The 13,365-nt window shown below is 39.3% G+C and carries 9 protein-coding genes and 1 pseudogene; 4 read left to right on the top strand and 6 right to left on the bottom strand.

From position 1 onward, the window contains the following. Window positions 1-109: 109 nt before the first annotated feature. Together MTN96_RS21010 and MTN96_RS37160 are read left to right on the top strand one after the other, a co-directional pair. Entirely contained in the window at window positions 110-2,266 is a 2,157-nt protein-coding gene (locus MTN96_RS21010; RefSeq protein WP_248532682.1) for an exonuclease domain-containing protein, read from the top strand. 244 nt (window positions 2,267-2,510) lie between these two features. Then, window positions 2,511-2,944: pseudogene (locus tag MTN96_RS37160) on the top strand (sel1 repeat family protein). Between the two features lie 2 nt (window positions 2,945-2,946). Here the strand turns inward: MTN96_RS37160 and MTN96_RS20995 are convergent. From MTN96_RS20995 to dinG, 6 genes are read right to left on the bottom strand one after another with little or no spacing between them, the layout of a single operon-like run. Then, on the bottom strand, window positions 2,947-3,099 hold the full coding sequence (locus tag MTN96_RS20995) for a YbaM family protein (RefSeq protein ID WP_081762898.1): 153 nt from the start codon (window positions 3,097-3,099) through the stop codon (window positions 2,947-2,949). Further along, a complete protein-coding gene (locus MTN96_RS20990) occupies window positions 3,092-3,364 on the bottom strand; it encodes a late competence development ComFB family protein (RefSeq protein WP_013465384.1) in 273 nt (90 codons plus the stop codon). The genes MTN96_RS20995 and MTN96_RS20990 overlap by 8 nt, the downstream gene beginning before the upstream one ends. Before the next feature lie 50 nt (window positions 3,365-3,414). Further along, window positions 3,415-4,302, bottom strand: coding sequence for a histone deacetylase (locus MTN96_RS20985; protein ID WP_248532680.1), 888 nt, complete (start codon window positions 4,300-4,302; stop codon window positions 3,415-3,417). Next, window positions 4,302-4,910 (bottom strand): primosomal replication protein, encoded by a 609-nt coding sequence (locus tag MTN96_RS20980; protein ID WP_248532679.1) that lies wholly within the window; start codon window positions 4,908-4,910, stop codon window positions 4,302-4,304. Before MTN96_RS20980 ends, MTN96_RS20985 begins: the two co-directional genes overlap by 1 nt. Before the next feature lies 1 nt (window position 4,911). Further along, on the bottom strand, window positions 4,912-5,688 hold the full coding sequence (locus MTN96_RS20975; protein ID WP_036982008.1) for a TSUP family transporter: 777 nt from the start codon (window positions 5,686-5,688) through the stop codon (window positions 4,912-4,914). After that, window positions 5,688-7,763, bottom strand: coding sequence for an ATP-dependent DNA helicase DinG (gene dinG / locus MTN96_RS20970; RefSeq protein WP_248532678.1), 2,076 nt, complete (start codon window positions 7,761-7,763; stop codon window positions 5,688-5,690). Before dinG ends, MTN96_RS20975 begins: the two co-directional genes overlap by 1 nt. Before the next feature lie 60 nt (window positions 7,764-7,823). Here dinG and MTN96_RS20965 point away from each other — a divergent pair, with 60 nt between their 5' ends. Together MTN96_RS20965 and MTN96_RS20960 are read left to right on the top strand one after the other, a co-directional pair. Continuing rightward, window positions 7,824-10,172, top strand: a complete 2,349-nt coding sequence (locus tag MTN96_RS20965; protein WP_248532677.1) for a DNA polymerase II — start codon at window positions 7,824-7,826, stop codon at window positions 10,170-10,172. Window positions 10,173-10,567: 395 nt separating this feature from the next. After that, a complete protein-coding gene (locus tag MTN96_RS20960) occupies window positions 10,568-13,342 on the top strand; it encodes a TonB-dependent siderophore receptor (protein ID WP_248532676.1) in 2,775 nt (924 codons plus the stop codon). The last annotated feature ends 23 nt before the right edge of the window (window positions 13,343-13,365 follow it).

The following is a 13,365-nucleotide window of genomic DNA, read 5'->3' as shown; positions in this document are numbered from 1 at the left end:
CTAAAAAAGATATTTCAATAGTAATACGTATGCATAAAAAATTTTTATTGGGTTGATAAAAATAATGAGATGCTAGATACTGTTTTTATATACAGTGTGAGCGGTTTTTATGAGAAAAGAGTTACCAGCAAAATATTATTTGGCACATTTTAAAGAGCTAATAGGCTTTGTGAGTGATAAATGTATGCATTTGCTTGAGCAAAAGCACATTACATTTATTAATAAAATAAACACGCTCGACGAGCAAAGCCAATGCATGCTAGCACGTATTTATTCTCGTAAACCTTATTTAGTGCAAACTCAGTCATTAAATTATGAAGAGATTATTTCGCCTTATCAGGCACTTTTTAATTTAAAAACAGCTGGGTTAGTCTGTGAACCCTCACAAGCAGACGCTAAGCAACTGCTTAGTCATCTAACAAAGCCGGCCTTAATTGAGTTGTTAGCTCAACAAGAGCTGCCACCATTATTTAAAAAAAGTGCGGCTAAAAGTTGTTTAGTTGAAGTCGCTATTTCATTTTTTGAATCTAAGCCAGAGCGTCTTTCGCATTTGTATAATCAGTACGTGATCAATAATAGAGAAGAGTATTACGAGTATTTTGAATTTTTGTATCTTGGCAGGCTCAGTGCCGGTGATGTTAATCATCAAAACCGGTTTGTACTAAGAGATTTAGGGGTAACTCCTGTTAGGCAAGGGCATAATGAAAGTTTGTCTCGCTTTGACTCAATTGAGGAAGCGCAATCTAACTATGTGTTAAACCGTTTTCGGTTAGCTGTTAAAAACGCGAAAGATGACAATGAAAATGAGACGCTAGCAAAACAGTTAATAAATGAATTAGCAGTAGGAGTTATAGCTCGAGAGCTAAAGAATAAGTTATTGGTCATACTTTATAAGCAACTAAAAACAACTAACCCTGTATTAGCGTTTGATGTACTTAATGCCTGCGAAGACGATGCGCACGCACTAGAAATTCAAATAAGAGAGCAATACCGTTTAGGCAATAAAGAATGGGTAAAGGCGCAACTTGAGAAAATTATAGAAAATCCGCTCACCGATGAGTTATTGTACTTTGCGGATGACTTTTTAATGCGAAAATTTAACAAGCAAACACGCTCACGGCTTAGTGAAATGTTAGCCAGTACACGCTGTATTATAGAAGTTGATGAGCTTTACCGTGGCGATGTTGAGTTAGGTGTAAGCGAGCACTACACTCGTCAAGGCAAACACGTTTTTTATACTGAAAATACGTTGTGGCAAAGCTTATTTGCGCTGGTTTTTTGGCAAGAGCTCTTTATTGAAACCCCAACACCACCTTGTAACGAATTTGATATTTTCCCGCAAGCGTTAAAAACAGACACATTTTATATAAATCAATCCTCACAAATAGAAGCGCGGCTAGCTGCGTGTAGTAGTGCCCAGAAATTGCTGCGTTTAGTGTGTGACCATGCCGCGAAGTATTATGAGCAACCAAATGGCTTATTTAGGTGGCACAAAGATGTATTAAAGCCAGTAGAGATGCTTATATTAAATAGCCCAATAACGGCTTTACTTCAGCATTTAAAAAATATGGCAAAAAACTACCGACAGCTAAAAGATGGTTATCCCGATTTAATGATTGTTGATAACAATAGCGTTCATTTTGAAGAGGTAAAAGCGCCCGGAGACAAGCTTAAAAGAAACCAGCTAGTGAGCATCGATAATTTAAAAAACAGTGGTTTTAAAGTCAATATTGCAGCGGTAAACTGGTATGTAGACCCTAACCGTATTTATAGTGTGGTAGATATTGAAACTACAGGAGGCCTCAAAGGCGGTAACCGCATTACCGAAATTGGTATTGTTAAAGTAAAGCAGGGCGAAATAGTTGACACATGGACTACGCTGATAAACCCAGAGCGGCCCATCCCTCGTTTTATTACCAAACTAACCGGTATTAACGATGCCATGGTAAGTGATGCGCCTATATTTAGCGACATTGCTTCGACTTTATTAAATAAGCTTTCGGGTAGTATTTTTGTCGCTCACAATGTTAATTTTGATTATGGCTTTATTAAAAAAGAGCTTGAGAGGATGGGAATTAATTTTAAAATGCCAAAACTGTGTACAGTCGTTGAATCACGCAAAGCATTTAAGGGATTAAAGTCATACTCACTCGGTAATTTATCGGCACACTTTAATTTAGACTTAACTAATCATCACCGTGCATTAGACGATGCCAAAGCGGCCGCGCAGTTATTGCTACTAGTTCAACAAACAGACAGCCAGTGATAAATTTGAGCCAGTTAAATGTATTGTACTTAAAGTAGTAAAGTAGCCTGGGTATAAACACAGGGTATTAAAAAATTAGGTTTATCTATTTTTAAATGGGCGATTAAAGCTGCGCTAATAAAATAATCGCTGTAAGCTTTGCAATCCCATGATAATGTTAAATTTATGCTAACATATTTTAGGGCGGGTGTTTTAAAAGTGGTATATGTTTCTGGGCAAAAACAATAATAAATTAAGGATAATAATGAATCATCGACAATTGAGTGCCACTTTGCTGGTATTGATGGCTTTAATAACTGGCTGTAATTCGTCACCAATAAGTCTTTACAACGATAATACCATGAAGAAAAAAGAATATAATGGTGTTAAGGCATACAGAAAAGAGCAATATTTAGAGCAATAACTAAGCTTAGTATGGGGTGGTTGGGTGTTGCTGCACAAGCAGGCGTTGAAAATTGGTCACAACAATATGATACTTTTTATACTGCTGCGACAACACACGAGAAGCAACAAATAGATGCAATTGTTGCCGTTTATATTGAGCAGTTTAGTGTTAAAGCTCAAAACATGACCTGCCGTAGGTCAACATCACCGAGACGAACATTCGGCGAAATTAAAATTGATTGTAATAAACACGATGGTGTTGTCACCGTTCATGAAATACAAACAATAGAGTAAAGCTAGTTACTAACTAGCTTTTTCTCAAAGTCACTTTTTACGATATCGAGCGCTTTTAATACTTCTTCGGGCTCTACGTCGTGTTGCTCTAATATCATAATTAAATCCACAGCAAGTTTTATGTGTGTAGGGGCGTCTTCTAGCGGGTTACTCATTAATATCTTTCTTTTTAGCAATCTGATCAATCGCAAAATTAATAGCAAGTTCAACGCGTTGCTGCATATCTAAACGATCTGTTTGAGTTAAATAAAATGCCATATCTACATCGTATCGAATATAACGTGGGGGTAATTGATTGAGTACGGTACAGCAAAAGTCAGCCATTACATCGTCGTTGTAACGTTCATTAAGTTTACGTTTTTCTATTTCTTCTAAAACGAGTTTTTCGTAAAAATTGTGTATGTCGTCATCTAATCGCATATTCCAGTCACTCTTTGTTATTGTCTTAAATGAGTCTATACCAAGGACTGTTATAAATCGAGAGCCGCTTTAAATAGTTGTTTATGGACACTGACTAAATCATTAATGTTACGCTGATAACCACCACCTAAAGCACACATAAGCGGGATGTTTCGCTGCTTACATAAGTTAAGAACGGCAAAGTCACGCGCGTATACGCCAGCCAAAGAAACAGCAAATAAGCCGAGTTCGTCTTTGGTATAAATATCGGCGCCCGCATCATATAAAATAATATCGGGCTGGTGGAGGCGAACACATAACTCAAGAGCTTGCTCTAGTGTTGTTAAATACTCTGCATCTGTGGTGTTTGCAGGTAAGCCAAAGTCGTAGTTTGAGTGCTGTTTTTGCCGAGGAAAGTTTTGTTCACAGTGAATTGAGCAGCTAATTATCTGCTCGTGCTGTTGGGTTATTTGCGCGGTACCGTCACCTTGGTGTACGTCACAATCAAATATTAATACGGTGTCGGCTTGCTCCGTTGCAATAAGATGCGCTGCCGCAATGGCTAAATCATTAAAAATACAAAAGCCACTGCCGTAATTGCTATAAGCATGGTGGTACCCGCCACTTAAATTAGCCGCTAAACCACTTTTAAGTGCATTCTCAGCTGCTTGAATACTGGCACCAACAGAATAAAGGGTTCGCTCGACTAGTTCAGGTGAGTGCGGAAACCCCATTTTCTTAACCGCTTTGTCAGTTAACGAGCCATTTAAAAAATCTGCGATGTACTCTGAGCTATGACACAATTTCAATTGCGCTGTTGTTGCTGGCGAAGGTGATATAAATTGTGTGTAGCCTAAACGCTCTATTTCATGCTTAAGCTGCTGATACTTTTTAATTGGAAAGCGATGGCGCTCAGGTAACTCTAATTGCGAGTACAGAGGGTGATAAAAAAGCTGCATTAGCGTAGCTGTTGTTTTTCTACTTGTTGAATTTTGTCTTCGGTGGCAGAAATTGCTTTTCTACAACGGCCGAGTCGTGCATGAGTGGTTAAAATTTCTTGATTAAGCTTTTGCGCTTGCGCTGGTGATGCTTTTTCCATTTGCAATTTACGCTCTTCAATCATTAATACCAAGCGGCGTTCAAACTCATGGTTTTGTTTAAGTTCATCATATAACTCATGGGATGATTGCATGATTTTTTGCACTGCTTGTTTGTAAATAGGCTGTTTGGCACGAGGCTTATAATGACTTTTGTTTTCTTTCACCCAAATAGGGGTCGATTTAATTACATTAAAGACCGCTTGTACCTGGCTGGTAATGCGCTCAAGTGCATAGGTGTAAGCATGGCGGTGTTCGCTCGGTGGTAGGCTGGCTATTTCATCTTCTATTTCTACTACATAGTCGGCTAAGTTCATGCTTTTGGTACTAAATACGGCTCTGTCAAATAAGCTCGGCTGTGCCTGCATATACCGGTTTTTAGCAAATAATTTTGCTTTATCAAATTGCTCTGCCTGTTGCTTAAGCGTAGCAACTTGTTGGCGTAGTTTGTCTAAAGCAGCAGATTGCATGTTAAAAGTATGCCTCGTAAATTAGTTTTAACGCTAAAAGTATAACCATAGTATTAAATACTGGGCGAATAAATTTACTGCCAAAACGAATCGCTGAATGTGCGCCAAACCATGCACCAAGCATGATAAAGAAGCCCATTGTAATTCCCAGTAAAAAGTTAACATGGCCAAGTGCAACAAAGGTGATCAGCGAGATAAAGTTAGAAACAAAATTCATTGAACGCGCCAAACCACAATTAAGTAGCAAACTCATTTTATAAAGCATACCGTTTGAGGCAGTCCAAAAAGTTCCCGTTCCAGGCCCAGCTAAACCATCAAAGAAACCTAGGCTTAATCCTTGTAGCCACTGTTTTACTTTTATTGTGCGGGTTAATTTAGGCAGATCATCACTTTGTGTGGTACTTAAATTACCAAACAAGCTGTAGCAAGCCACTAAAATAATAATAATGGGTAAGAGTTTATTTAAAAACTCAATGCTTAAATGATCAACAATAAGTGTGCCTAACAAAGCACCTATGGCGGTGGCGATTATAGAAGCAAACCAAAATCGTGGGTTAAATAATTGTTTTTTATAATAGGTGATACTGGCCGTTAACGAGCCAAAACTGGCGGCCAATTTATTAGTGCCGAGCGTCAAGTGAGGAGGCAATCCCGCCGTTAACAGTGCTGGTACAGTAAGTAATCCACCGCCGCCAGCAATAGCATCAATAAAGCCCGCTAAAAGTGCAACGCCACATAAAATAGCCCAAGTTGTTGGGTCGAGTGCAAGTTCAAACATCAGTAATCTATTTGTCTTTTAAAAGGTGGTAAGGTGTCAAGCATGGCTTTGCCATATCGTTTGGTGACTAGGCGTCTATCTAAAATAGTTATTGTGCCTGCATCACTTTCTTTGCGCAGCAGTCTACCACAGCTTTGTACCAATTTCTTTGCTGCGTCTGGCACGGTTATCGATAAAAACGGATTACCGCCTTTACTTTGCACAAACTCTGCTTGTGCTTCTTCTATTGGCGAGGTGGGCACCGCAAACGGAATTTTGGTAATAATCAGGTTTTCTAAATACTTTCCAGGTAAATCAAGCCCTTCAGAAAGGCTTTGGGTGCCAAATAAAATACTGCCTTTGCCTTCATCAATATTTTTAGTATGTAATTTGAGTAAAGTTTCTCGTGACATTTCACCTTGTACTAATAAGTTAAAACCTTTTGTTCTAAGAAACTTACTTACATGGTCCATTTGCCAGTAAGAGGCAAACAACACTAAGTTGGCTTTTTTAGTGTTCAGATATTCGGGTAATGTTTTAGCGATATGATCGCTAAATTCTTTATCTGTTGGCTCTATACTTGAGGCCGGAATGCGTAAAGTGGCTTGTTTTGGGTAGTCAAACGGAGAGGGGACTTTAATAAATTTCACCCCTTCCTCTTTAGCAAGACCGCTTTCATAGGCAAAATGATCAAATGAACCGAGTGCGCTCAAGGTAGCTGAACATAACACGGCTCCAGCGCATTCGCTCCACAGCTTATCTTTTAAATAGTAACCGACCTCAATGGGGCAGTCGCTAAGCAAGTGATCATGATGGCTTTTATATTCAAGTCGTTTTATCCAACGCGCATGCGGTGTGCCTTCGCCTTTAGTGGCGTAACTAAACCATAATTTATTAAGTTGCTCTAATCGGTTTATGTATTGCCCACTTTCAGCCAGAATGGGGTCGGCAATATAAGGTTTAATATCACCGTCGCTTACATCTTGGGTGAGGGTGTCGTGCATTTTATTCAAACACCGTAATGCATCAAGCGTGGCTTCGTTAATGTCTTTTGCTTTTGCGTGTAACGATTTAGGTATTTCACCATGTTCAAAGCGATAGGTATCGTCTTTTGAATATTCAAAATCAGCGTTGTCGAGTATATCGCGCACCACTTTTAAATCTTTGTTAGCATCGTTAACGCTATCGCATAACTTAAAGTTTTGCCCAATACCTTTTTGACCCACTAACACTTTGGCCATTTTGCCACTAAATTTAGTGAGTTTGTCGAGCCAATCTATCGTGCCTTTTATTGTAGCCGCAGCAGATGAAAAATCGCGGGTAATATGCGCAAGGTGATGCGCTTCATCGATTACATAAATGGTGTTGTCGGGCTCGGGTAAAATTTTTCCGCCCCCTAAGTCTAAATCGGCTAACAGTAACGAATGGTTTATAACCAATACATCCATTTGCATTAACTGCTGGCGAGCCAGTTGAAACGGGCATGTTTGGTGTGCTTTTATCTGGCGTTGGCAAGCATGCTTATCGCAAGCAATGAGCCCCCATACCCTATCAGGAATGGTATCGGCCCAGCTGTCTCTATCGCCTTGCCATTTTTTATTGATATAGGCATCGTAAAGTTGCTTTAAGCACTTAGTTTCCATATCACTTAATGGCGATGTAAGGGTAGGCATAAACTCCATTTGAGTTTGGCTATCGCTGTTTAGTGCATTATGAAGTTTGTGTGCACAAATATAACGTTGGCGGCCTTTTACTAAATCAAATTTAAAATCGAGCCCTGAGTGTTTTTTAAAAAACGGCAGCTCTTTAGCGATTAATTGCTCTTGCAAAGCCACAGTAGCTGTGGAAATAACCAATTTCTTTTTTTGTGCTAATGCCAGTGGTAGAGCGCCTAGGCAGTAAGCTAATGACTTTCCGGTGCCTGTGCCTGCTTCAATAACACAAATACGTTGTTTTTTATGGTATTCACCGGCTAATGTTTTGGCGATTTCAGCAACTAAATAGTTTTGACTACTGCGAGGGCGGTAATCGGTTAGGTTATTTGCAACATGCTGGTGTACTTGTCTAATTGTTTTTTTAAGTGAGCTCGATAGCATGTGATGATTAACCTAAAATATGTATATAATTACAGTGTATATATTAAGTGGGATCGAACATTGACACAAGCAATCTATCAGGGCTTTATTTTATCAAGGCAACAATACGCGGCTAAAAATGCACAAGGTATTACTTTGTGCTATTGGCTAAGCTCTGATCAGGGCCCACTTAAAGTTATTATTGAAAACCAGCAGGCAGTGTTTTTCATCCCATTGTCAGCGCAACATACTGCAAATACTTTACTCGCACAGGCAAATATAAAAGCGCAATTTAATAAGGTTGAGTTGTGCCATTTTAGTGGCAGCGAGTGTGTGGCTTGTTACTTCAACGACATACATAGTTTATATACTGCGCGAACTCTACTAGAACAAGCAATGCCAATTTATGAGGCCGATGTACGCCACAGCGACCGCTTTTTAATGGAGCGCTTTATTAAAGGAGGTGTGTGGGTAGCGGGTAACGCCAAAGCTCAAAACGGCTTTATTGAAATTAGTGACGCAAAGTTAAAAGCAAACACCGATTATACGCCAACGCTTAAGTCTGTTTCTTTGGATATAGAATGCAATGGCGACGGGGTGTTATTTAGTGTTGCACTGGTGGGAAATGGTCTAGATTGCGTATTGATGATAGGTGAGCCGCAGCTGCAGAGCGACTCGACATTTGAAATAGACTGGTGCTATGACGAAATTAACCTACTTACCAAGCTGCAGCAGTACATTATAAATAATGACCCCGATGTTATTATTGGTTGGAATGTCATTGATTTTGATTTTAGTTTATTGCAAGAACGCGCAGAGGCGTTAGGGCTTACTCTAAACTTTGGCCGAGATAATCAACCTTTATATATTAATAAGGGTCATTACACCCGATTAACGCTCCCAGGGCGTTGCGTAATAGATGGCATTGATACATTAAAAAATGCGACTTATCGATTTGACAGCTTTTCGTTAGCTAATGTTGCAGAGCGTGTGCTTAACGAATCTAAATTAATAAAAACCGATAACCGATTATCTGAAATTGTACGCCAATTTAATGAAGACAAGCTCGCTCTTGCTGCTTATAACCGCCAAGATTGTATTTTGGTTAATCAAATTTTCGAAAAATTAAAGTTATTTGAATTTGCCATAGTCAGAACCCAAATAACAGGGCTCGAACTGGAACGCATGGGTGGCTCGGTTGCCGCATTTACAAACTTATACTTACCGTTATTACACCGCAGTGGTTATGTTGCCCCCAATTTAGGCGATCATGGGCTCTCATTTGAAAGCCCCGGTGGCTATGTGATGGAGTCGACTCCAGGGCTGTATAAAAACGTTTTGGTACTTGATTTTAAAAGCTTATACCCTTCAATTATGCGTACGTTTTGTATTGACCCGCTAGGTTTAATCGCAGGGTTAAATGCACCAGAGCATGCGGTTGAAGGATTTAATCAGGCGTTATTCTCAAGAACGCAGCACCACCTGCCAAAATTAATTGAGCACCTGACACAAACTCGCCAAGAAGCAAAAGACACTAATCAACCCATGCTCTCGCAAGCGATTAAAATTATTATGAATAGCTTATATGGCGTACTCGGCTCTAAGGGTTGTCGGTTTTACGATCCGCGTTTATCGAGTTCCATTACTTTGCGTGGCCATGAGATAATGCAAACAACCCGTAAATGGATAGAAGCGCAAGGCTTTGAGGTGATATATGGTGATACCGACTCTACGTTTGTAAAACTTAGTGAAGATACCAGTCCTGAGCAATGCAACGAAATTGGCTGCCAACTTGTTCGACATATCAACGAAAAGTGGCAAGTAGATTTAAAGCAGCGTTATGGTTTAAAAAACTATTTAGAAATTGAATTTGAAACCCATTACAGTCCATTTTTTATGCCAACTATACGAGGTAAAAAAACAGGTTCTAAAAAACGTTATGTTGGTCAAGTAATAAAAAACAATGAAAAAAAGTTGGTCTTTAAAGGTATGGAAACAGTTCGCAGTGATTGGACTGAGTTTGCACAAGAGTTTCAAACACAGTTATTCGAGACTTTATTTACCGACGACTTCGAAATACAGCAACTGCACAATATAATAAACAGCTACACGCAAAAACTTTATAATGGTGAGTTCGACCGTAAATTAGTATATAGAAAGCGGTTAGGGCAGCACCTTAACGATTACATCAAAAATATTCCTCCTCATGTTCAAGCTGTTAAAAAATACAAAGCGAATCATCCTGAGTTTGAAATAAAACGCGGGCAGGTGATTGAATATGTTTACGCAGTAACCGGCGCTGAGCTTTATACCGGTAAAAACATTCTGAACTACCCACTGTACATCCAAAGACAGCTCGACCCTGTTGCGCAAATGATATTAAGCGCATTAAACACACCAACTGAGTCTACCCAAGCTACATTATTTTAACTTAGTCATGAGGTAAATAGGCATTTTATAGGTTGTTTTTCGATATTAAGTTTCTACTTTGCATAAAAATTGTAAAAGTTAACATTTGTGATCTTGGTTACATATTTATTCAAAAGCACTACAAAATAAAAATCTAACTAAAGTAAATAATTCCCATTTAAATCAGTGGCTTGTTTTTTTGTGGCTGGGTTTTTTATAAATTAGGTTCGAAAAAGAGCTTAAAAAACGAAACAAAAAAACGTAAAAATGATAACGAGAAGTCACTTAAAGTATTTTTAAAGTTAATTTAATGTTGACCGCCTTGTATTCATAGTATTATCATCTGTGACATGATCACAAATTAATTAACAAAAAGTGGTCGAAAATAAAACAAATAGTATTCTAGGGAGAATCAAATGTTAAATAATAAAGTTTCAAAAGCAGTTCGCTTAGCGATCGCTTTTGGTGCAGCTTCTACTGCTGCTTTCTCAGCAAGTTCATTTGCTGCAGAAGAAGAGTCTGCAGAAAAAGTTGAGCGTATTCAGGTTACAGGTTCACGTATCAAGCGTACTGATTTAGAAAGTGCCAGCCCGGTTTTAGTTCTTAGCCGTGATGATTTAAATGTTAGTGGTCAATTAAGCATCGGTGACATTCTTCAACAAATTCCAGCTGCGGGTGCTGCACTTAATACTGCCTTTAATAACGGTGGTACTGGCGCAACAAACATGGATTTACGTAACTTAGGCGCACAGCGTCTTCTTGTATTAGTAAATGGTAAGCGCTGGGTTTCATCTTTAGGTTCTACAGTTGATTTAAACACAATCCCATCGTCAGCGATTGAACGTGTTGAAGTTGTTAAAGACGGCGCTTCTGCTATCTACGGTTCTGACGCTATTGCTGGTGTTGTAAATATCATCACTCGTAAAGATTTTGAAGGTGTTGAGGTTTCTGTATACGGTGGTGAAAACTTAAAGTACAACGATGGTCGTCAGTATTCTGCAGACATCACTGTTGGTACTACTTCAGACCGCGGCGGCTTAATGTTTAATGCTAGCCATGTAACTCAACAAGAAATTTGGGCTGGTGATCGCGATATTTCTTCTATGGGTAACAGTTCTACAACTGAAAAAGGCCGTTTACGTCTTACTTCAAGTGCAATCAGCCCTGGTCTTCGTGATAGCTTACTTGCTCAAGGTTACACTGAAAACAACGCTGGTGAGTCAAACGCTGGTTTTGATTTAGTTCCTAATGGTGCAGGTTCAGCTGTAGGTTTAGATTCATTCCGTGACCGAGCTGGTGATGTTTATAACTACGCGCCTGAAAACTACCTTGCAACGCCACAAGAGCGTAACAGTTTTTATGTTCAAGCTTTTTATGACTTAAGTGATGACGTTCGTTTCGTATCAGATTTCATGATGACTAACCGTAAATCTTCACAGCTACTTGCAGCGATGCCATTAACAATTGGTGCATCTTTTGGTGCAGCCGCTAGCCGAGTAGACATCCACGAAAATAATATCTACAACCCATTTGGTGAAACACTGTATGGTGATGCTTCTCGCTCAGGTGTAGAAGGTTATATCCCATTTGCTGGTCAACGTCGTTTTGTAGAAGCGGGTAACCGTATTTACAGACAAAATGATACTACTTACCGTGCAATGGTTGGTTTAGAGGGCGGTATTGGTGATACATCTTGGGTTTGGGATGCTTCTTACATTTATGGTAAGAATAGCCAAGACGTTTTAACAACAGGTCTACTTAACCTTACTCGTATAAACCAAGCATTAGGTGACAACTGTAGTGCAGCTACTTCTTGTGTACCACTTAACCTATTTGGTGGTGCTGGCTCAATTACACAAGATATGGTTGATTTTGTAACATTTGACAGTGTTTCTCGTGAAGGTTTAGAACTTAAAGATTACACAGTAAACTTTGCTGGTGATGCATTTGAGTTACCTGCAGGTGTTGTAGGTATGGCCGTTGGCTTTGAACGTCGTGAAGAGTCAGGTTACGATACGCCTGATCCACTAACTCAAAGTGGTGAAACTTCAGGTAACCAACGTGATGCTACTTCAGGTGGTTTCCGCTTAGATGAAGCTTATGTAGAACTTTCAATTCCAGTATTTGATGGTTTAACTATTGCACCAGCAATTAGATTCTCTGACCACAGCGCATACGGTAGCAACTCTACAGCTAAAGTTGGTGTTGAATACCGTCCAATGGATGATTTACTTCTTCGTGGTACTTGGGCTGAAGGTTACCGAGCTCCTTCAATCTCTGACTTATATGCAGGTAATGCAGATGCATACCCTACATTAACAGACCCGTGTAACTCTGTAGGAGGTGTTGTTCCAAGCCTACCTGGTTGTGCTGGCGTACCAAATGGTTATGAGCAAGCTAATACGCAGATCCGTGAAACTCGCGTTTCTTCTCCAGATTTACAACCAGAAGAATCAGAATCTAAAACGTTTGGTATTGTTTATAACCCAAGCTATGTTGATGGTTTAGAATTCACAATCGATTACTACGATATCGAAGTTGAAAACTCAATTGGTCGTTACGGTTCTAACCGTATATTAAACGAGTGTACTTCAGGAAGTAATGCATCTTCTTGTGATTACATTGACCGTGATGCTAACGGTAATATCGTTGATTTACGTAATTTCCTACAAAACTCAGGTACCTACAATGTTGAAGGTATAGATTTTTATACTGCATACAAGTTTGATACTGAGTACGGTAGCTTCAGAACATCTCTTGATTTGTCTTATGTAATGACTAACGAGTTCGATGGCGAAGATCAAGTAGGCGTACAGTATGGTGATGCTGGTTATCCTGAATATAAAGGCACATTTGCTCTAGATTGGTCGCAAGGTGACTTTGATGCGCATTGGCAAACACGTTATGTTGACCGTATGCAAAACTACTATGACATAGCTTACGGCGCAGAAAATTACCCAGGTATGGCTGATTACATTGGTTCTTACTTTGTACATGATGTATCTGTAGGTTATGCGCTAGACGCTTACAACACTAAAATTAGTGTAGGTATTGAGAACTTATTCGCGAAAGAACCTTCTCGTGAATACACTAACAATGACTTTGCAATCTCAACTAACAACTTCTCTGTTACAGAGTACGACGTTAATATGGATCGCTTTGTATATGTACGAGCTACAGTTAAGTTCTAATAACTTAGAAACTTAAACTTTAT

Source organism: Pseudoalteromonas sp. 2CM28B (assembly GCF_023161935.1).
Note: the sequence above shows the minus strand (reverse complement) of the source record. Positions and strands in the feature narration are given on the sequence as shown.

What these genes read in the sequence shown, in the direction of transcription:
- MTN96_RS20975 (WP_036982008.1), bottom strand. Translation starts at nt 5,688, where the DNA reads ATGTTTGAACTTGCACTCGACCCAACAACTTGGGCTATTTTATGTGGC.
- dinG (WP_248532678.1), bottom strand. Translation starts at nt 7,763, where the DNA reads ATGCTATCGAGCTCACTTAAAAAAACAATTAGACAAGTACACCAGCAT.
- MTN96_RS20985 (WP_248532680.1), bottom strand. Translation starts at nt 4,302, where the DNA reads ATGCAGCTTTTTTATCACCCTCTGTACTCGCAATTAGAGTTACCTGAG.
- MTN96_RS21010 (WP_248532682.1), top strand. Translation starts at nt 110, where the DNA reads ATGAGAAAAGAGTTACCAGCAAAATATTATTTGGCACATTTTAAAGAG.
- MTN96_RS20990 (WP_013465384.1), bottom strand. Translation starts at nt 3,364, where the DNA reads ATGCGATTAGATGACGACATACACAATTTTTACGAAAAACTCGTTTTA.
- MTN96_RS20995 (WP_081762898.1), bottom strand. Translation starts at nt 3,099, where the DNA reads ATGAGTAACCCGCTAGAAGACGCCCCTACACACATAAAACTTGCTGTG.
- MTN96_RS20980 (WP_248532679.1), bottom strand. Translation starts at nt 4,910, where the DNA reads ATGCAATCTGCTGCTTTAGACAAACTACGCCAACAAGTTGCTACGCTT.
- MTN96_RS20960 (WP_248532676.1), top strand. Translation starts at nt 10,568, where the DNA reads ATGTTAAATAATAAAGTTTCAAAAGCAGTTCGCTTAGCGATCGCTTTT.